The organism is Halobacteriovorax sp. RT-2-6 (assembly GCF_047085025.1).
In the GTDB taxonomy this organism is placed as follows: domain Bacteria; phylum Bdellovibrionota; class Bacteriovoracia; order Bacteriovoracales; family Bacteriovoracaceae; genus Halobacteriovorax_A.
Genome location: NZ_JBKIYH010000001.1, coordinates 928,426 through 948,147 on the forward strand (window position 1 = coordinate 928,426; position 19,722 = coordinate 948,147).

At 36.1% G+C, this 19,722-nt stretch carries 19 protein-coding genes; 11 read left to right on the top strand and 8 right to left on the bottom strand.

The features are described from left to right. Positions 1-101 precede the first annotated feature (101 nt). On the bottom strand, positions 102-905 hold the full coding sequence (locus ACMAYS_RS04255) for a TIGR02147 family protein (protein ID WP_412462801.1): 804 nt from the start codon (positions 903-905) through the stop codon (positions 102-104). A 138-nt stretch (positions 906-1,043) separates the two neighbouring features. Here ACMAYS_RS04255 and ACMAYS_RS04260 point away from each other — a divergent pair, with 138 nt between their 5' ends. Both ACMAYS_RS04260 and ACMAYS_RS04265 read left to right on the top strand, forming a co-directional pair. Beyond that, positions 1,044-1,580 carry a hypothetical protein gene (locus ACMAYS_RS04260; RefSeq protein WP_392991372.1) on the top strand — a complete coding sequence of 179 codons (537 nt, stop codon included), beginning with the start codon at positions 1,044-1,046 and terminating at the stop codon, positions 1,578-1,580. Positions 1,581-1,989: 409 nt separating this feature from the next. Next, positions 1,990-3,060, top strand: a complete 1,071-nt coding sequence (locus tag ACMAYS_RS04265) for a hypothetical protein (protein WP_412462802.1) — start codon at positions 1,990-1,992, stop codon at positions 3,058-3,060. Here the strand turns inward: ACMAYS_RS04265 and ACMAYS_RS04270 are convergent. From ACMAYS_RS04270 to ACMAYS_RS04280, 3 genes are all read right to left on the bottom strand, one after another. Beyond that, positions 3,057-4,403 carry an ATP-binding protein gene (locus tag ACMAYS_RS04270; RefSeq protein WP_412462803.1) on the bottom strand — a complete coding sequence of 449 codons (1,347 nt, stop codon included), beginning with the start codon at positions 4,401-4,403 and terminating at the stop codon, positions 3,057-3,059. The two genes, ACMAYS_RS04265 and ACMAYS_RS04270, sit on opposite strands and share 4 nt — an antisense overlap. A gap of 12 nt (positions 4,404-4,415) precedes the next feature. Next, positions 4,416-5,849, bottom strand: coding sequence for an MBL fold metallo-hydrolase RNA specificity domain-containing protein (locus tag ACMAYS_RS04275; protein ID WP_412462804.1), 1,434 nt, complete (start codon positions 5,847-5,849; stop codon positions 4,416-4,418). A gap of 306 nt (positions 5,850-6,155) precedes the next feature. Continuing rightward, the gene (locus ACMAYS_RS04280) at positions 6,156-6,779 is read right to left on the bottom strand and encodes an FMN-binding negative transcriptional regulator (RefSeq protein WP_103216758.1); all 624 of its coding nucleotides are present in this window, start codon (positions 6,777-6,779) and stop codon (positions 6,156-6,158) included. 62 nt (positions 6,780-6,841) lie between these two features. On the opposite strand from ACMAYS_RS04280, the gene ACMAYS_RS04285 reads away from it, so the two are divergent. Beyond that, positions 6,842-7,546, top strand: a complete 705-nt coding sequence (locus tag ACMAYS_RS04285) for a hypothetical protein (protein ID WP_103216757.1) — start codon at positions 6,842-6,844, stop codon at positions 7,544-7,546. Here ACMAYS_RS04285 and ACMAYS_RS04290 read toward each other — a convergent pair. Beyond that, a complete protein-coding gene (locus ACMAYS_RS04290) occupies positions 7,536-7,955 on the bottom strand; it encodes a CBS domain-containing protein (RefSeq protein ID WP_103216756.1) in 420 nt (139 codons plus the stop codon). The two genes, ACMAYS_RS04285 and ACMAYS_RS04290, sit on opposite strands and share 11 nt — an antisense overlap. Before the next feature lie 264 nt (positions 7,956-8,219). On the opposite strand from ACMAYS_RS04290, the gene ACMAYS_RS04295 reads away from it, so the two are divergent. Next, a complete protein-coding gene (locus ACMAYS_RS04295) occupies positions 8,220-8,603 on the top strand; it encodes a response regulator (protein ID WP_103216755.1) in 384 nt (127 codons plus the stop codon). Here ACMAYS_RS04295 and ACMAYS_RS04300 read toward each other — a convergent pair. Further along, positions 8,600-9,928 carry an MATE family efflux transporter gene (locus ACMAYS_RS04300; RefSeq protein ID WP_412462805.1) on the bottom strand — a complete coding sequence of 443 codons (1,329 nt, stop codon included), beginning with the start codon at positions 9,926-9,928 and terminating at the stop codon, positions 8,600-8,602. The genes ACMAYS_RS04295 and ACMAYS_RS04300 overlap by 4 nt on opposite strands. Positions 9,929-10,041: 113 nt before the next feature. Here ACMAYS_RS04300 and ACMAYS_RS04305 point away from each other — a divergent pair, with 113 nt between their 5' ends. Next, positions 10,042-11,316, top strand: a complete 1,275-nt coding sequence (locus ACMAYS_RS04305; protein WP_412462806.1) for an acetyl-CoA hydrolase/transferase family protein — start codon at positions 10,042-10,044, stop codon at positions 11,314-11,316. A 1-nt stretch (position 11,317) separates the two neighbouring features. Here the strand turns inward: ACMAYS_RS04305 and ACMAYS_RS04310 are convergent, their stop codons facing one another. Next, positions 11,318-11,839, bottom strand: a complete 522-nt coding sequence (locus ACMAYS_RS04310) for a TetR/AcrR family transcriptional regulator (RefSeq protein WP_392991355.1) — start codon at positions 11,837-11,839, stop codon at positions 11,318-11,320. 108 nt (positions 11,840-11,947) lie between these two features. Between ACMAYS_RS04310 and ACMAYS_RS04315 the strand changes: the two genes are divergently transcribed. The 5 genes from ACMAYS_RS04315 to ACMAYS_RS04335 all read left to right on the top strand — a co-directional run bounded on the left by ACMAYS_RS04315 (position 11,948) and on the right by ACMAYS_RS04335 (position 18,212). Then, positions 11,948-12,400, top strand: coding sequence for a MarR family winged helix-turn-helix transcriptional regulator (locus ACMAYS_RS04315; RefSeq protein ID WP_103216751.1), 453 nt, complete (start codon positions 11,948-11,950; stop codon positions 12,398-12,400). Between the two features lie 57 nt (positions 12,401-12,457). Then, complete coding sequence (locus tag ACMAYS_RS04320) at positions 12,458-13,753, top strand: TolC family protein (protein WP_392991352.1); 1,296 nt, start codon at positions 12,458-12,460, stop codon at positions 13,751-13,753. A 2-nt stretch (positions 13,754-13,755) separates the two neighbouring features. Then, complete coding sequence (locus tag ACMAYS_RS04325) at positions 13,756-14,424, top strand: efflux RND transporter periplasmic adaptor subunit (RefSeq protein WP_392991350.1); 669 nt, start codon at positions 13,756-13,758, stop codon at positions 14,422-14,424. 11 nt (positions 14,425-14,435) lie between these two features. Then, entirely contained in the window at positions 14,436-17,477 is a 3,042-nt protein-coding gene (locus ACMAYS_RS04330) for an efflux RND transporter permease subunit (RefSeq protein WP_412462807.1), read from the top strand. Positions 17,478-17,621: 144 nt separating this feature from the next. Continuing rightward, positions 17,622-18,212, top strand: coding sequence for a hypothetical protein (locus tag ACMAYS_RS04335; RefSeq protein ID WP_392991346.1), 591 nt, complete (start codon positions 17,622-17,624; stop codon positions 18,210-18,212). 38 nt (positions 18,213-18,250) lie between these two features. On the opposite strand, the gene ACMAYS_RS04340 is transcribed toward ACMAYS_RS04335, so the two are convergent. Beyond that, entirely contained in the window at positions 18,251-18,616 is a 366-nt protein-coding gene (locus tag ACMAYS_RS04340; protein WP_158246778.1) for a c-type cytochrome, read from the bottom strand. A 167-nt stretch (positions 18,617-18,783) separates the two neighbouring features. On the opposite strand from ACMAYS_RS04340, the gene ACMAYS_RS04345 reads away from it, so the two are divergent. After that, a complete protein-coding gene (locus tag ACMAYS_RS04345; RefSeq protein WP_103216745.1) occupies positions 18,784-19,686 on the top strand; it encodes a DMT family transporter in 903 nt (300 codons plus the stop codon). The last annotated feature ends 36 nt before the right edge of the window (positions 19,687-19,722 follow it).

Here is a 19,722-nt window from a genome sequence, read left to right on the forward strand (position 1 = left end):
TCTCCCCTTTTTTAACATATTACTTTACCCATGGACCGGCCTGCCCATGTCACGCACTAATAAATGAAAGTGAAGTACCTTAAAGAGCTATCCTATTTTAATTAAGTTTCAAATAAATCAATATTCAGGCCACAAACAACCTCTGTTCCAGATTCCTTAATGTCATCTTGAGTGGATTGAATTAGCTTTAAAATTTTCTCCTTCAGAGGTAAGAAATCTTTTTCATCAATCGTAAATGTAGAAGAATAATGAATATTATTAGGCTCTTCTTTAGCAATGATGTCTAACACTTGTATTCTCTTTGCCATCTGATGAGGTGTGTTTAGCCAAGACTCAAATGGAAGGTGTATAGACTTTCCGCTAAAGATGTAGTTTTGATCATGTTTTTCAACTAGGCCAAGCTTTTCTAAGTAGATAAGAGTTGATCTTACTTTTTTCTCACTTAGTGCAAAGTGATTGGCCAGATTAGGAATTGTTTGTAACTTGGGACAACTAGTCGCGATGTGTATCGCAGACGGTATCCATGAGATAAAATAGTCTTTATATTGCTCATTTTCATCGTCAATAACCATTGAATTGACTCTAGAAGCGAGATTACCTGCTTCCTCAGCAATTTTCTCGCCCTTGTACTTCAAGTAACTTTTAAGTTCGTGAGTTGAGGCCCTAGCGTAGCGAATTAGATTTAAGAAATATTCTGTTTCAATTTTGGAGAAGTTAAAAAATACACTTAATTTATACGCTTGATCTTCACTTAGATCGGCCTTTTCCTTCAATACCTGCGATAGATATGCAGCTTGGCAACCAATTGCCTTTGATAACTTGGCCTGAAGCCCCCTTTGTGCATAAGCCTCAAGAACCAAGTAGCGAAGAAATTTATGATAATTTTTAAACTCGAATATTTCCATTTACGAAGAATAGTATATTAAAAATAAACATTCAAGGGGCAAAATGTATATAAAAAATATATACACATATTTTATTGCTTGTTAAATCTACTCCTGTTCAATATCAATTGAAACTATTTTTCTAAAGGGAGTACTTATATGAAACTAAAAATTGAAATCATCGCTTTTATCTTAATGGCATTACATCTAATTAACCCAGTATTTGCAGGCCCTATCGTTAGTGCTGGCCCAATGGCCCACCCAGCGATAAGCACAATGCATATTGATAACTCTGTAGCAGGTATCGACTTTCCAACTGATGCACCGGCTCCTCAATACGATTACGTTCTATCACTTTATAATGGAGTTAGAATTCCAGTTTATACTGACCATGCCGAGTTAGTTCGCGCAGAAGCTGGGACAGATTATCCGACAGATATCCAAGCACCATATTGGACGAAATTTCAAAGAGTCCTAGTATTAGAAAGTAAATTTCGCTACCCTGTTAGACTTACTTTTGATGTTAATGACAACCTATTATGGAAGCTAACAAGCGGTGAAGTTATTAATGTATCTGAAGTTGTAAAAATTGTGAAAGCAGAAGCTGGTATTGATTACCCTACTGATGTTCCATACTTCTTCAATCGTGACTTCTATGTTGCAGTTATGATTGATAGCACTAGAATCAAACTTTAAAGATATATCGATTGGCCGAGAAGAGCTCCTTTTCGGCCTAATTCAACAACACATATTAAAACATAAAAAATAGTACCCATTTACGGTACTTTTATTCTCATTTACCCATGGATCATTAAATCTGAGTGAACAAAACTTAGCAAGTTTCAGGCTAGATTATTTCAATCTCTTGAATAAGTACTACGACCTAGAAGAAAAAAATGAGGATAATACTGAGCATGCCTACCTATTTGCCTGTGTGGAAGCAAAAGGGCAAGAAATTTACCCATTAAAATAGTTATTGAAAAGGCCAGTTTACTGGCTTTTTTATTAGCTCCCCAAGACAAAAAGCATGTAATATCAGAATCTTAGTAACTTCCCATTACATATTTAAAAGTAATTTTTTTTACTTTTATACCGAAAAGAAAACATGTTCTATTTTATAAGCCTTCTTATATTTGCCATCTCCTTACCTACTCATGCAGGTGATCTCGATACCTATTACGAATTAGAGTTAGAAATTAATCGACTTCATTCTCAGTTTAATAAGAATCAAGAAGAGGTATCAAAGAAGAACACCCTCTATCATCGCATGCTCAAACCCCAAGAAACGGCAGCAGAAATAGCAAGACTACAAAAAGAGAATAAAGATATTATAGAAAGATTAAGGCCATTAAAAGAAGAGTTTCAGGCATTAGAGAGTAAGCTCGTCGTTAGATCAGTAACGGGTGAACTTAAAAATATAAATGCTGTGAAGGATAAGAATCTTTGCCTAAATAGTGAACTCCTCTACTTTTCAACTGATCGAGAATTTGAAGGGTGGAATTTAAAGTATGGTAGCAGCGAAAGAAGAATCTCATACTATGCTAATAAGAGCACTTATATTAAAAGCTGTCTGGAAAATCGACCTGAAGACTCGGTAGTCGAGGTCGATTATAAATCGCAATCACTTTGTGATAAAAATAGCGACCTCTTTAAGTATGTTGGAACAAAGACAAAGTATAAAACCTACATTAAAGAAGGTCTTGTTAATGTCGATGTCTCACTCTACCTAAAGTTTGACGGTAATGAGAAAGACAAAGAAGAATCAATGGCACTTGTAAGAAACTCAATGCCTTGTGTGAAAGATTTTTACGCAAGACACGGGCTAAAGCTTAATGTCGATTTAAAAGAAGAGACTGGCATCATGGATCGATTCAAATGCGATCACACGATTACGATCTCTAAGGAACACAAAAGGCCTACGGCCAAAGAATGGGCAACTCATAAATTTGCAAACGTTGCAAATATTAATGATCAAAAAAGATGTAAGCTTTATATCCATGAACTCGCCCATAATTTGGGATTAGCTGATGCATATAAAGATAGAAGATGTCCTGATCGAAAAATCATTTTAGATGATAAGAATATTATGGGTGATGGACCAAGTGGTTACTCACCATATCAAGCCGAGTTAAATGGTAGCCAACTTAGAACGATCTTATCCCCACTTTGTGATTAAAGAGGAATTTCAATTCTAAAAGTTGTTCCACCCCCAGAATTAGAATCAATGGTAATTGAACCACCATGCTCCTTGATGAAATTATGAGATAGAGATAAACCTAATCCACTTCCTTTTCCATACTCCTTAGTTGTAAAGTATGGTTCAAAAATTTTTCGTTTATTCTCTTCACTAATCCCTGCACCACTATCAGAAACTTCAATAACGGCCTTATCGTCACAACTAGTGAGAGTTACTTTGATCTGCTTTACCTCACTCTGCTCAAGAGCATCTCTAGCATTGGTAAGTAAATTCATCACAACTTGTTGTATCTTCCCAGGACTTCCTTTCACCTGTAACTCACCTAAAGAATTTTCAAATGACACGCTAATCCCATAGTGTTCATATATCTCTTCAATCATAAGGATACAGTCATTTAAGACTGCAGATAGATCAAATAAAACTAATCCTTGTCCATCCTTGCGAGAAAAATTCCTTAATCCTTTAACAATATTTTCAATCTGTGTTGCTGACGATTCTATTTTCTCTAATGACTTTACGATATAATCTTCATGCTCATTAGATTTGAAGTTCTCTTTTTTTAGTCGGGCAAGGTATCCCTTTATAATTGTTAGTGGCCCATTAATCTCATGGCCAACACCAGCGGCTAGTTCCCCAATGGCCGCAAGCTTTGAACTGTGAGTAATCACTTGATCTTTTTGTTGTAGTTCTTTTAATTGACTAACAAGCTTTCTTTTAATAGGAATAAGAATTTTAAAAAATTCGTAAATTAATAGAAGAATGATTAATGAGAATAAAAGCAGCTCTATTTTACTTAAATTTAATATTTTCGTTTTAGAATAATCTGCAGACTCAAAAACTATCTTATTCATATTTTTTAAAAATAAATCTGTATCTTTGACAATCTCTTCAAGGCTTTTCTTTTGATTCTCACACAAGTTTACGATACAGTTAATATTCCTATCAATACTACTTAAAATGGGATCGAGATCTTTATACTGCTGCTTAATATTTGGCGAAAATGCAGGAGCTATTCCCTTATCTTCACTACCATTTTTCAAATCCTCATGAGTAGAAAACAGTAATTCTTTTGTGACAAGGATCTCTTTACTTACTTCACTCCTTGGCTCAACACTAGTATTAAAAGAATAAATTAAAGACTGCTTAGCAAGTCTTTGACTTAGCATACGTTGGCGACCAGCTAAGTTAATAACCTGGGAGTAACTTTCCTGTTGAAGAATGAGAAATTGCATTAAAGCTTGAGCAATTATAGTGAATAAGAGAATCGATACGAAAGCAATAAGATACTTATATGTAATTCCTCTTTCATAATCAATCTTCATTAACCTCTTACCTCACGCTGCTAACTTACTTGCGACCTTTGTTTGATTATCATAAATATTCTCTAAATCAAATTCCTCCCCTAAGATTGCAATCGTTGTCCTAAGACTTAACTGAGATTCGAGAAGAGTTTTAAAATGACTTGATGCCTTTTCTTCACCATGATTTAAAATAACAAGCTTAGGTGAAATACGTGATTCATTTAGCCATCCGATAAGATCTAAGTAATCACCATGCGCAGATAATGAATCGATATAAAATATACTAGCTCGAACTGGAAGTCTCTGTTTATGCATATGGAGTTCTTTTTCACCATCAATTAGAATACGACCTTTCGTTCCTTCAGGTTGGAAGCCAACTAAAATTATTCCACTATCTTCATCCACAATATGCTTCATTACATGATACACAACTCTCCCACCATCAATCATCCCTGAAGCACTAACGATAATACGAGGTCCAGACTTTTCCATAAGGGCCTTTGAATCTTCAACATCTTCGATTTCTTCAAATGTATCAGGATAAATATCGATATCCTCTGTTACATTATCTTTGACATGACCCTTTCGAAAGCAATCATTAAATATACGGTTAGCTTTCTTAGAAAGTGGGCTATCTAAATGAACAGGTACGCTAGGGATGGCCTCTTCATTCATCAATTCTTTAATAAGATAGAGAATATCTTGTGTACGACCAACTGAGAAGGCCGGTATAACCGCAACTCCACCGCGCTTTAAAATTGTATTTAGATACATTCCTAAAACTTCTTTTGCAGGAATACGGGCATGTAGCCTATCTCCATATGTAGATTCTAAAACAAGATAATCAGTTTCACAGATAACTTGAGGTTCGTTTAAAAGGATATTTCTCTTATGCCCAACATCTCCAGAAAAAACGATTGTTTTAACTTCTCCACTAGCTGCTTTATAGCGGACTCGAATAAAGCTTGCTCCAAGAATATGGCCGGCCCAGAAAAAAGTAATTGCAATATTGTTAGTAATTGTCAGCTCTTGTTCGAAATCCACAACTTCAAAGTGTTCAAGAACAGCTTGAGCTTCCTGCGTTGTATATAAAGGAAGGGCCGGCTTGTGTCTTGAGATCTTTTTTCGATTTGCATATTTTGCATCTTCTTCATGAATACGGGCCGAATCCATTAATAAGATCTGACAAAGCCTAAATGTTTCCCTTGTACAATAAACCTTACCTCGAAAACCATCCCGATATAGACGAGGTAAAAGGCCGGAATGATCAATATGTGCATGAGTTAAAAAAACTGCACTTAGCTTACTGGCACCATGATACGACATCCAATTGCGTTCACGATTTTCCTTGGCCCCTTGATAGAGTCCATAGTCAACAAGATACTGCTCTTTATAATCCTTCCCAACTTTTAACAAAGTTTTAGATCCAGTAACACCACCAGCTGCTCCAAGAAAAGTAATTCTCATCGATACATCCTTTTTATAATTAAATTTCGTGTACTACCTATCGACGTTTTAATAGTTAAGAATGTTTAATATTGATAAAAGAAAGGTTATCATAGTTGAGTATTCAATACGACTAACAAAAAACTCACAATCACTTTGCAGAAATTAGACTCGAAACAAACTTAAAAATTCTTTTTGAGACATATACTTAATTCATAGGAAATCAACTCAAGGAGAATTATATGAGAAATGCCAAAAAAATTAATCTATCAACAAAAGGGTCAGTTTAATACTGACCTTTTTTTATATCGTCAGACAATGATAGATTTATAATTTCATTCTTTGAGCGACTTCCCTTTGATAAGGATCATCTGAGGAACTAAGAGCAGAGATCACTCCTTGTCTATTTTCAACTGGTTGGTTTTGGCTAAGTTTCCACTGCCCTTCAAGAGAGGTTACTTCAATTTTAATTCCAATAATTGCGGCCAGAAGCTTTTGTGTATAATCACGAGGAGCATCTTCAACCTTCCAAGGATTGTGGCCTCCTTCTTCCTGTTCATTAGTAAGCATCTCAATCGAATTAAGAATCCACTCCTTATCTTCAATAAATGAAATTTTTCCACGAGCATGAACAACAATATAGTTCCATGTTGGAACAGCTTTACCAGTCTCTTTCTTAGTTGGGTAATGATTAGGAGAAATGTAACAATGAGGGCCATTGAAGGTAGTTACAACCTCACTGTTATCAAGTGTGGATTTCCAAAGAGAATTTGCTCTTGCAATATGTCCAAATAAGAATAGCTTCCCCTCTTCTTCGACAACGCAAAGTGGAAGATGATTAACCTCAATCCCTTCAGTTCCGTTTGATATCAGATTCGCAAATGTCGTCTCCTTCATCTGCTTTATTAACTCGGTCCTATCTTCCTGCTTGAATAGCTTTGGTATATGCATTCTACTACCTCTAATTCATTTATTAATGCTACAATGATAACTCAATAAACACTGGAGTTAAAATGCCTTATATCCTAAGTCCAATTATTACAGAATCAATGCCTGGAATGTGGTTTGAAGGTCAAGGCTATAAGCGAGAGAATATTTACTCGATGAATGATCCAAAAGGTCCTCCAGTAAATTATGATGCTCATACTTTAAAACCACATAGTCTCACTCATATGGAAGCACAATCTCACACTATGAAAAATGGGATGAGCGTCGATGACTATTTTAAGAAGCAAATAAATTCATTTTTTGGGCCAGTAGTTGTCGTAAAACTAAAAGGAAAAAACTGGAAACCTGTAGAAGGCCTTGATGGTATTTACCATTGGGAAGTCTCACTAAGTGAGCTTAAGTCCGAGCTTGGAGATGAGATTCCATGCAAGTTGATTTTGTCAGTCGAAGAAATGCCAATAAACAAATCACAACTGCACGACCCTAATTATGTCTTAACACTTTCACAAGAAAGTGCTGACTACTTATTACAAAACCCTAACTTTGATATGTATGGTACTTCTTGGAAGTCTTCTGACTTTTGTCCAGGGAGCAGAAATAGGCCGATTCATAATACACTTTTTAAGCAAGCTGCCATTTTTGAAAATTTAAAACTAGACGACGTGCCTGCTGGAAAGTACTTCTTTTCAGGCTTTCCACTCCCACTACACTTAGCTTCAGAGTCACCGGTATGTCCGGTTCTCTTCAAGAAGGATGAAATTAATTTCTAAGATCACTTCTCTTATAAGCGTCATCGACAAAAACTTCGACTAAAGCATTTAGTGCATCTGTAACAGTAAAAATACCGTACACACGATTTCTATTATTAAGTACAATTGCTGAGCCAACTTTATTACTTGATAGCTGATAAGCTACTTCACCTAAGCTATCGTCCTTGTTAACAGCAAGAACAGATTCATTCATGAAGTCTTTAACTAAAACTCCATCACACCAGCTCTTTCCATAAATTGACATAACATCTCTTTCTGAAATGATTCCCACAATTTGATTCCCGTCACTTACAGGAAGATGCCTAATTCCATTATCTTTCATAATCTTAAAAGCGATATCGATACTGGCATTTTGATCAACAACGTGAACTGCGGGAGTAGTAAATTCTTCGACTGATATATGCTTCATACATGCCTCCTAAATTAAATTTAGATTAGCACAATGGACTAATTGGTAACTGACAAGTGTCAGTTTTTACGAAAAAAAATCTTAATTTTTGCCTTAACCTCAAGAGAGTTCTCGTCAATTTTGGCAAAAAATGGGCATTAAAATCAAAAAAATTGGCCATTGGTTAATTCACGTAACTATCTAGAATAACTGTATTATGTGATTTAAAACACAGTTTTTATTTATACGTTTGCCTTAGGTAGAAAGATTAAATACAATTTTTATATGTTAGCTAAGAAGAGGGTCTTGGTCGCCGAAGATGAACCGACATTAAATGATATCTACGTGGAAACCTTTGAGTCATTTGGTTATGAAACCATAGGTGTCAAAAATGGTGAGTTGGCCCTAGACTATGCAAAACATAATCCTGTCGACTTTGTCATCACTGATCTAAAAATGCCAAAAATGGATGGCCTAAAACTTTTGGAAGAAATTGGAAAGCTTAATGCTCCAACACCTCCAGTTTTAATTATTACAGGCTTCATTGACGAATTAAATGCACAAAGAGCAAAGGAGCTAGGTGCTGTTGATCTTATGACGAAGCCGTTCGACTTCGACAAAGTCATTCTCTATATTGAAGAAAAACTAAAGCAGCAATCAGAATCCTAAACGCCCCATTCCTTAGAAAGTTCACCAATTCTCTTTTTAAATAAAAGCGAGAGAATCATTGAAACGATAGTAAGTCCTATTGCAAGTCCCGCCCATAAACCAGCTGCTTCCATTCCGTGTTGATAGCTTAAATAAATCCCAACAGGAATTGCAATTAGCCAATAACCGCAAAACGAATAGAGCATTGGTTGCTTACTCATACCAAGCCCTCTTAAGACTCCCCACATTGCGACTTGTAGTCCATCAGGTATTTGAAATAAAGCAACATATAAGAATAGTCCTGATCCATAAAGAACAACGGCCTGATCAGTCGTGAAGAGTCCCATTAAGAATTCATGAAAGAAGAAATAGCATATTGCCGTTATGACCATATAAGATACGGCCATAAAGATACACCCATAGGCATAATTCCTAATCATCTCCATATCTTTTCTACCAAGAGCGTAGCCGACCTTAACCCCTGCCGCGCCATTGATGGCAAGAGGAACCATAAAAGTTAGTCCCGCAATTGTTAGAACAATATTGTGAGACGCTGATGCTACAAGACTCATGCGTCCAACTAAGACAGTAACAGTTGAGAACATTAATACTTCAATAAAAGTTCCAAGACCAACTGGTATTCCAAGTTTTATCAATTCCTTAAAAGACTTTTTACTAAAATGCGTTTCAATTGGAAGTACTCGATAAGCATAAATATAAATAATTAAAGCTAGAATAAAGCGAGTTACAACAGTTGCAATTGCCGCACCTTTTATTCCCATTTCAGGAATAGGTCCAATCCCAAACATTAAACAGTAGTTCATAATGAGGTTAACGACATTCATAAAAATGATAAGAGCATTGGCAAAAATTGTTTTATCAAAAGCTTGAAGATATTCCTTAATCATTTGAAAAATAAGTGCAGGAATAATAGAGATATTGACCCAATAAAGATAAGTCTTAACAAGAGGTACGATCTCTTTATTCAAACCGATATAGTCAACAAAGTAAGTAAAGATATAAAGGGCCGTACAAATAACACTTCCTAAAAGAAGTGCTAAAGTCATTCCACTTCCCCATACGCCATTCTCGTGTGGATTCGTATCAGCTCCACGCATTCTTGCCGTAACTGCACTGACAGAAAATAACGTTGAAATTCCAATCATTATAAAAGGAGACAACATACCTGCTGCAACACCAATAGATGCTACTGCTGATGTTGAATAGCGTCCGGCAACAAAAATATCACCGACGTTAAAAAGCATCTGCCCAACCTGGCCAATTACAAGTGGAATAGTAAAATAAATAAGTTCTTTGAGTCTCTTACTCGTTGTTGCAACTACCATAATAGTTAGAGGTTATACCTTAATTTTTTAATAGATGGCATATAAAAATTGTAACCAAATATACTTTAAATCTCGGCCAAATCTTCGTAAAATATGAACACAAAGGAGTGCTTGTGAAAATTGTTTCAAATGCAGCGGAAGCTTTATCGATAGTATATTCTAATTCAAATATTTTTATTCATGGTGGTGATTCTACGCCACAGGCCCTAATTGACGGGTTACTTGAAAATGCTCATAAATTAAAAGATGTCACACTTACTCACCTACATACTCACGGTGATGCGAAATATGCAAATGAAGAATATTGTGAAAACTTTAAAATTCTCAATCTCTTTGTTGGCGGAAATGTGAGAAAACATATCGACTACCAAAGAGTTGATTATCTTCCATGCTTTCTATCTGAAATTCCAAACTTATTTCGAAGCGGTAGAATTCCTCTAGACTTTGCACTTATTCACGTCAGTCCTCCTGATCAACATGGGCACTGCACTCTAGGTACATCTGTTGATATTGCAAAGGCTGCAGTAAGTAGTGCAAAAGTTGTAATTGCTCAAATTAATCCACATATGCCTCGTGTTCATGGTGATGGCTTTATTCATATTAATGATATTGATTATGCGATTGAAATTGATCACGAAATTGTCGGCCATCAAGAAGTTTGCTTGAGTGAAGAGGATTTAAAGATAGGACAACTCACTTCATCTCTTATTGAAGATGGCTCAACTCTTCAAATGGGAATTGGATCAATTCCTGATGCAGTTCTGGCTAGTTTAAAGAACCACAAGAACCTAGGGATTCATACAGAGATGTGGTCAAATGGTGCGCTTGATTTAATTAAAAGTGGCGCCGTAAATAATTCATGTAAGAATGTTCACCGTGGAAAAACAGTTAGTGCCTTTATTGTTGGAGGCAAAGATGTACATGATTTTATCAATGACAACCCAAGCGTTATTCAACTTGAAGCAGACTATGTAAATAACCCAAGTATCATTAGAAGAAACCCAAAAGTATGTGCGATCAATAGTGCCGTTGAAATTGATCTTACAGGACAGGTCTGTGCAGACTCAATCGGCCATCGTATTATCTCTGGAGTTGGTGGCCAGATGGACTTTATGAGAGGCGCCTCACTTTCTGAAGGAGGTAAGCCTATTATTGTTATCAACTCACGAAGTGCAAAAGGTTACCCTAAGATTGTTCCAACATTAAGGTCAGGAGCAGGTGTCGTAACAACTCGATCACATATGCACTATGTTGTTACAGAGTATGGTATTGCTGATTTATACGGAAAGAGTCTTAATCAAAGAGCACAAGAGTTGATTAGAATTGCTCATCCTGATGATCGTGAGAATCTTGAAAAGATGTGGCATGAAACGCACTGTAGAAAATAATCTACAGTGCACTCACTGGGGATTGGCATAATAATTCTACCATACCACTCCCCTCATATTTTTCTTTTGCTACTTTTAGATCAACTCTCTTAAAGATCATATAAGAAATAAATGATCTAAGATTTAATAAGAATGGATTCTCTTGTCCATGAACAGATACATATGCATCCGAGACATAATTTTCATAAATTTCTCTAAAGCCAGGTGAGTCGATAACAAGAAGCATGACACAAATTGCGATAGCTTCCTTACCCTGTTCCACACCTTGATTGATCACTTGGTTTAGCTCATCAACAGTATCAAAGGTATGTTTTGAAATTTCTTTAATCTGCTCAGCGAGTAAGTTGATACAGTGTTCACCACATGTCGTAATAAATTCTTCTTTTGAACCAAAGTGATAAAGAACTGAAGAGACATTAATCTCGGCCTTCTTCGCTATATCTCTTAAACTTACGCCGTAGACACCATTTTTTGCCATTAAAGGAATCGCAACATCAATCAAATTCTGTTTAGTATTATTCATCTAGCTACTACCTTTTGTTAACTTACCGTCAATTTGAATAAAATTCTTGATTCAACTTAGTTAACATGTTAACTATATAGTTAACACATTAACAAACTTGGAGTAACAATGTCAATAATAAAGAGTGAATATGTACAGGAAAGTATTATCGGACGCATGATTCGCACAACTCGAATCCTCGATAAAATGATCTCTGAAGAAGTTTCGCATTTTAAACTTACAAAGCCTCAATTTGATGTCCTTGTCATCCTACACTTAACAGATCAAGAATCAGTTACGACAACAGAGTTAGCAGAAGAGCTTCTAGTATCGAAGGCCAATATCACGGGAATCGTTAAAAGACTTGAAGCGGCCAATCTAGTCAAGAAGGCCATTGACGAAAACGATACTAGGTCAAAGAAAATTACACTTACTGAAGAGGGCCTTGAATTAATCAATAAAGTACTTCCTCGCTACTTCAGCATGGGGCATGAACTAGTTTCAAGATTTTCTCAAGATGAGAAAAGTAAACTTTTATGTCAGTTGGGAATGATTGAAGAGTTTTATCAGTCAAAAAGATAAAATAAAAAAATCTTAAAGAGAATCTAAAGAGACAGAATATACAGGAGAACCACACTCATGAGAAGGATCAAGACTTATATTGTCTTGTTTGGACTTGCTAGTAGCGTAAGCGCTGCTCAATACAGTTTAAACGAACAATCAGTAGTTGAACTTGCAGTCAAAAGAAATGAAAATGTTGGTATTGCAAGACAAGAATTAGAACAGGCCAAAGAAACACTAAGTAGTGCAACATCTAATCTATTTCCAGTCCTTTCAATATCTGCAGGCTTAACGAAAAATGATGGTAAAGGTAATATCATGCCTCACGGTTATGACTGGAATCACAATGCAAGAGTTCAGCTCACACAACCTTTATACACTTTTGGAAAAATCTCTAGTGGTGTCGATATTGCAGAATCTGCAAATAAGATCGGAAAGTTGAGAACAGTTGTAACAAAGGCTGAAGTTGAGAATGCTGCAAGACAATTATACTACAGAGTTTTATTCAACCAAGAGCTTGTACGAATAACTGAAGACTCATATAAAAATGCTGTTAAAAATAAAAATGCGCTTGAAGAACGTGTTTCTTACGGACGTATCTCACGAAATGATAATATCAAAATGCAAGCTGACCTTGCCAGTAGAAAACCAAATTGGATTATTGCAAAGAAAAACCTTAAAAATGCAATCTTAGACATCAAAAACTTTCTGGCCCTACAACCAGAAGATGACGTAAAGGTAGTTGCTGATAACTTTAATGCTAAAGATAAAATTGCAACGATACCCTCAAACTTACAAAAGCTTGATGAAACAGTTGATGTAAAGATTCTGAAAGAAAGCATTCAACTATCAGACTTCTCTGTTGAGCTTGCCAAGAGCCAACGTCTTCCCGACCTTGGATTATTTGTTGCCTACTCTCCTCTTACTTATCGAGTTGATAAACCATTCTCAGGAGATATCTCACATAACCAAAATGATATTTCATTTGGTTTACAGTTTACGTTTGACTGGGATCTTGGAGGAAGTAAGAACTCAGAAGTAGCTATAAAAAGAAGTGATGCGAATATCGCGCGCTTGAAGTTTAATCAACTAAGAAGAGAAATTAGAACTCAATACTTAAAACTTGAACAAGACTACGAAGGCCTTCAAGAAAGATTTGATGCGGAAGCTGAAGCTGTAAAACTAGCCTCTTCATCTTATAAAGTAGCTCTTAGCTCTTTTAAGTCTGGTGGAGTATCACAACTTCAGCTCAATGATAGTGAAATTCAACTAACTCAACACCGTCTAAATCTTGCTCAAACGAAATTACAACTAAAGGTAACTCGTGCTGAGATGGATCGACTTCTTACGACTACAGGAAAGGGAGATAAATAATTATGAAGCAAATAATCTTCGTTTTAATAGTTGGTCTTGTTTACGCAGGTAGCTTATTTGTTAAAGATTTAGACCTACAAAGAAAGAAAGGCAAAGAAACTGCGACTATGTATACAATTCGTGCTGTTTCAGGAACTCCAGTTAATACAACAAAGGTTACGAGAAGGGCCTTCTCAAACTTTGTCATTGTAACAGGTAGTAATATTGGTCCAAGAATTCATGCATCAGTTGCACCAAAAGTGGCAAATCTAATAAAGCCAGGAGCACTTGTTAGTATTCGCGTAAAAGATAAGAAAGTATACGGAAATGTAGTTTCGGTTGATGCCAAAGCTGATTATCTTTCGGGCCTGCATAAAATCGTTGTATCTTTTGCAAATAAAAAGATTCCAACAAATCTCTATATTATGAATATCGAAACACACAAATTAGAAAATGCTTTAACGATTAAAAGAGAAGCTGTTTCAGAAAGAGGTGGTTCGCATAACGTATTCATCGTTAATGATAAGAATATCGTTACAAAACGCAATATTGAAGTAAGTGATAGTAACGAAGACTTCTATGTTGTGAAAAGCGGACTAACTGAAGGAGACACTGTTGTGCTAAGTGACCAACGTTATCTTAATGATGGCGAAAAAGTAAATATCATCAAAGCACTAGTGGATCAGGATTAAGGAGTTAGAAGATGATCGAAATATTTGTTAAACGCCCTGCCACAACAATCATCTTTATTGCCATCTTTATGGTAATGGGACTGGTTTCAATTGGTAACTTAATTATTGAACCGACACCTAAGGTTGAGCTTCCACTTATTACAGTACAAACGGTCTATGCTGGTGCATCACCTGAAGAAATCGAATCACAAATTTTAAAGAAGATTGAGGACGAAATTTCAGAAGTCTCTCAAATTAAGAAAATCAAATCAGATGCACGTGACAGTTTTGGTATTGTTATCATTGAATTTGATATTGAAGCAGACGCTAATATCAAATCAATTGAAGTAAAAGATAAGGTTGAAGCAATCTTAAACGATTTTCCAGATGGAGCAGATCGTCCAATCATTGCAAAGTTTGACCCATTAATTCAGCCAATTGCAACTCTTGCTCTTTCAAGTACAAAGCATGACCTGACTCAAGTATATGAGTATGCTGATAAAAAACTTAAGTCTCGCCTATCATCTATCAATGGTGTTGCCTCTGTTGACATTTTTGGTGGACGAGAAAGAGAGATCAATATTGAGTTAGATAATAACCTTCTTATTCAAAATTATCTTTCAATTGAGGATGTTCTTGCGGCCATCTCTAGAAAGAACCTAAATATCCCAGGTGGATCAATTAATACTACAGACTCTAAGATTAGTGTTCGCTTCGTTGGGGAGTTTGCCAACGTTGACGAGATCAGAAATCTAGAAGTTGTTTCCCGAGAGGGACAAGTTTTTAAGCTTCAAGAAATTGGAAATGTTTCAGATAGCTTTAAAGAAGTTGAAACGATGGCACGCTTCAATGAAAAGGAAGTAGTCGGTCTATCAGTACTAAAGCTTTCTGATGGTGATGCTATTAAGATCGTTGAAAATTTAAAGAGTTCTCTTGAGAAAGTACAAAGTGAGCTACCTGATGGGATGCAACTTGAACTAGTCGTTGATACAACTCGAATTACACTAGATGATACAAAAGGTACAATTAACTCGATCTTCATTGGTATTGGTTTAACAATTGCGATTCTTTTAACATTCCTGGGAGACTGGCGTGGTGCCCTTATTGCAAGTATCGTAATTCCGACTTCAATTATCTCAACACTTTTCCTTATGGACATGTCATCGTTTTCAATTAACGTTATGACACTTCTTGCATTCGGTACATGTCTAGGTACCCTCATTGCAAACGCTCTTATCATTATCGAAAACGTTTACAAGCATCTAAAAATGGGAAAAGACTCTCAGTCGGCAGCCATTGATGGGACGAAAGAAGTTTTACTTGCTGTAATGGCCTCTTCAGGAACAAACCTAGTTGTATTTACTCCACTGGCCTTCATGGGTGGTGTCGTTGGTAAATTCATGCTTCAATTTGGTATGACTGTTGTATTTGCAACGATCTTCTCGATTCTAGCATCTGTTACGTTAACACCAATGCTTTGTGCCTTACTTCTAAAAGACCCTGATACTTTAAAAGGACCTTTCCCTAAGCTCGCAGGTCTTGTCGATCGCTTACTTGCTTGGGCAACGAAACAGTATCGTTGGTTCTTTGATAAATTTATGAATTGGCCTATTACTTCAATTATTGTCCTAATGGCGCTTTTCTTTACAATTGTTTATCCGGCAAAACGTGTTGGTAATGAGTTCCTTCCAAAGTCTGACCGTGATGAATTTAAGGCATTTATTCTTATGCCAGATGGTTCACCAATTGAAAAAACAGCTCAGATCACTCAACAGGTTGATGAGATTATAAGAAAGTACCCAGAGGTTGTTTCAACTCTTTCAGATATTGGTTATGACGGTGAAGAAAGATCACGTATTACCGTCAACTTAACTTCAGCAACAAAGAGAAAAAGAGACTATAAAGAAATCATGGATGATCTACTTCCAAAGGTATCTAATATTCCTGAAGCAGAAATCACTCTAACTGGTGGTAGTCGAAACGCTAGTAATGATGGTGATATTACAATAAACGTCACAGGAGATAATTTCGATAATATGATTATTGCATCAGAAAAAATGCAAAAGATCATGAAGGACTCAGGATACTTTAGTTCAATTGAAAGCTCTTACCGAATTCCAAAAATGGAGATTCAGTTTATTTCTGAACCTCAAAAAGTAATTCGTCAAAACCTTTCAAGCTCGCGTCTTGGGGGCACAATCCGTGCACTTGTAAATGGTAATGATGATGCCGTTTATAAAGAAGGTGGTGAAGAATACGATATAAACGTAACTCTTGCGCCAGAATTTAAAAGAAATATCTCTGACTTTGATAAATTTCTAATTCATGGAAAGGATGGACTTATCCCAATCTCAAGCCTTGGTAAGGTTCAAGTTGTCGAAGCATCTTCGCCTCTTAAAAGACGTGACAAAGAAAGAATCATTCAGATCAAGGCCTTTGTTGTAAAAGGTGTTGTTGGTGCCATCATGGGAGATCTGGGCCAGCAATTCAATAAGGCAGAACTGCCACAAGGAACAAAATTTATGTTCGCAGGCCAAGCAGAAAGTCAGAAAGAATCTCAACAAGAGATGGGAAAAGCCTTCATGTTAGCGGTTATCTTAACCTATATGCTACTTGTTGCGATCCTAAACTCATTTGTATTCCCAGTGTCAATTGGTTCAGCGATTCTAACATCTTTCCTAGGATCTTTTTTAATGATGTTCTACACAGAGCAGACGATTAATATTGGTTCCATGATGGCCATTGTAATGGTTGTAGGACTTGCCGTTAACAACGCCATTCTTATGATTGAATATACTCAGCAAAAGCTTGATGAAGGTGTTGAGATTAAGGAAGCATTATGGTTAGGGGCCGAGGAAAAACTGAAACCTATTCTAATGACTTCTATTGCCATTATCGCTGGTACAATGCCACAGCTCTTTATGATCGACAAAATGAAGTCGGCCATGGGTGCGGTTTTGATTGGTGGTATGCTAGGTTCAATCTTCTTTACATACACACTCGTTCCAACGATTCACTTAGTGCTATATCGAGTGAAAGAATGGCTCTCTAAGCTACTGAAATCAAATGCATAATTTGAAAAAAGGCCTCTTAATTAGAGGCCTTTTTTATGTCTAAACTTAAGACATCTCCTGTAAATCTTCCCATCTTGAACAAACTCATCCTTAAAAGTGCTATAAATGTTCATTACTTTATTTAGCAACAAGCGAGAATTAAAGATGAGATCAATAATCCTTACCTCAGTTCTATGTTCAGGAATTTGCCAAGCTATGCCATCACAGGGTGTCGTTAAAGTATCTGACGGTGCAAGGGCAAATTGTAATGAGAAGAAGGACCTCTATCGAAATAAGCTTCAAGCATATAAAGTTAAAAATTATAGTTCCAAGCAAATTGGAGATAATATTGAACTGACATTGAACATTCAAATGCTCCAATGTAGTCAAACAGATAAAAGCATTGCCTTTAAAGAAAAGAACATCTTTGATCTATTCACTTATAAAACATTTCGCAATATCGAAATGGAAGTAAGAACAAAGAGTGCTAATATTCTTTTCTATCAAGATGGTATTTATAAGAAACTTTCACAAGTTGATATCATAGATAACCAAGACCTTTCTAAAATTACTGCGAGCTTTAACGTTAAAGACCTCTTAACGAAAGAGAAGTATGAGAAATACTTAAATGGAGAAAAGGTTATCACTAGCCTAGACTTCAGTTTAAAAAGGTTAATTGAAGTTTCAGGTAATGACTTCAATGGAATTTACGATCAGAATTACGGTGGTTTTAGAGTGTTTTTTGAAATTAAATAATAAAAAAAGGGCCTCATAAGAGGCCCTTTCTATTTGTCTTATTTTTGATTCATACCTTTGTACTTATCTTTTGACATAGTCGTTACGTAAGCCGCAACATCTTTAATGTCTTGAGCTGAAAGACCACGAACCTTTGTCCACATCATAGAAGTATTCTTAGTTTTTCTCTTCTTTGATTGAATCGCAGTAACTTGCTCAGCAACGTAAGCAGCATCTAGACCAGCAATTCTTGGACCTTTAACAATTGCAATTTTACTAACATCTGCAGCTTTCCCCATACCATCAGCATTGTGGCAAAGAGCACAGTTAACTTTCTTGTAAATTGCTTTACCTTTAGCAGCATCTCCAGCGTAAGCACTTACACTTAGTAGAGCGGCAACAACAGTGATTTTGAATAAATTCACAATATATCTCCTTTATATTTATAGCGTAGCTATACTTTATGCAATTATCGTCAAATCGTCAGTAAATTTAAAAGAAAATATACCCTTGGGGCCATTTGTTGAGCTATACTCTCTTGCACACAGTGGCAAGTTAAAGAAACTCAAAAGAAACTTAAAAGAGAGTAAAAATGAACACAAGTGTCATAAGCCTAATTTTAGGAACAATATGCATCGGATTAGCACCTATTTTTGTTAAAAATCTCAGTGGTGACCTTTCTCCGAGCATGATTGGCGCTCTTCGTTGTTCAATTGCGGGTTCAATTCTTCTTATTTACCAACTTCTTATTAAGAAAAATTATATCAAGGACAAACGCTTCTATACTATGACGGCCGTCATAGGTTTCTGCTTTGCTATGGACTTATTTGTTTGGCATCGATCAGTTCACTTAATTGGTGCTGGCATGTCTACAATTTTAGGCAATACCCAAGTTTTCTACTTACTTGTTTTTGGCCTTATCCTTTATAAAGAAAAAATAACACTCAAAAAGCTACTAGTATTTCTCTTTGCTTTCTTTGGAGTATTTCTCATTCTAAAAGGCCAAGTTCAATTCTATCAGTCAGAGGAATTCTTTTGGGGAGTACTCTTTGGTCTGACAACAGGGTTGTGCTACTCACTTTATACAACTTCAATTAAGAAAACGTCCCTGATGACATTTAAGACGAAAATCACTGCACTAGAGATTATCACCTACTCTTCTCTTGTGACTGGAGCGATTCTCTTTATTACCGCTCAATTTGAGCACGGCCACAAAAGCCTAGCTCTTGAGCATCTGCCTTCTGTATTTGGGCTTGCTATTCTTTGTCAGGTCATTGGCTGGTCATTAATTAGCTATGGCCTTAAAAGTGCCCCACTTTCTGTTTCAGGACTTATTATTTTATTACAACCAGTGATTGCTAAGACTCTAAGCATATTCCTTTTTAATGAGCCATTCTCTTCACTTGAAATAATTGGAGCTGCAATTCTCTTAACGTGTATTTACCTAGGAACTCACCTTTCGCGTCCAAAGAAAACGAAATCAAATGACAATTGAGGCCAATCTTTATAACATTTCATAAATAATTTTAAT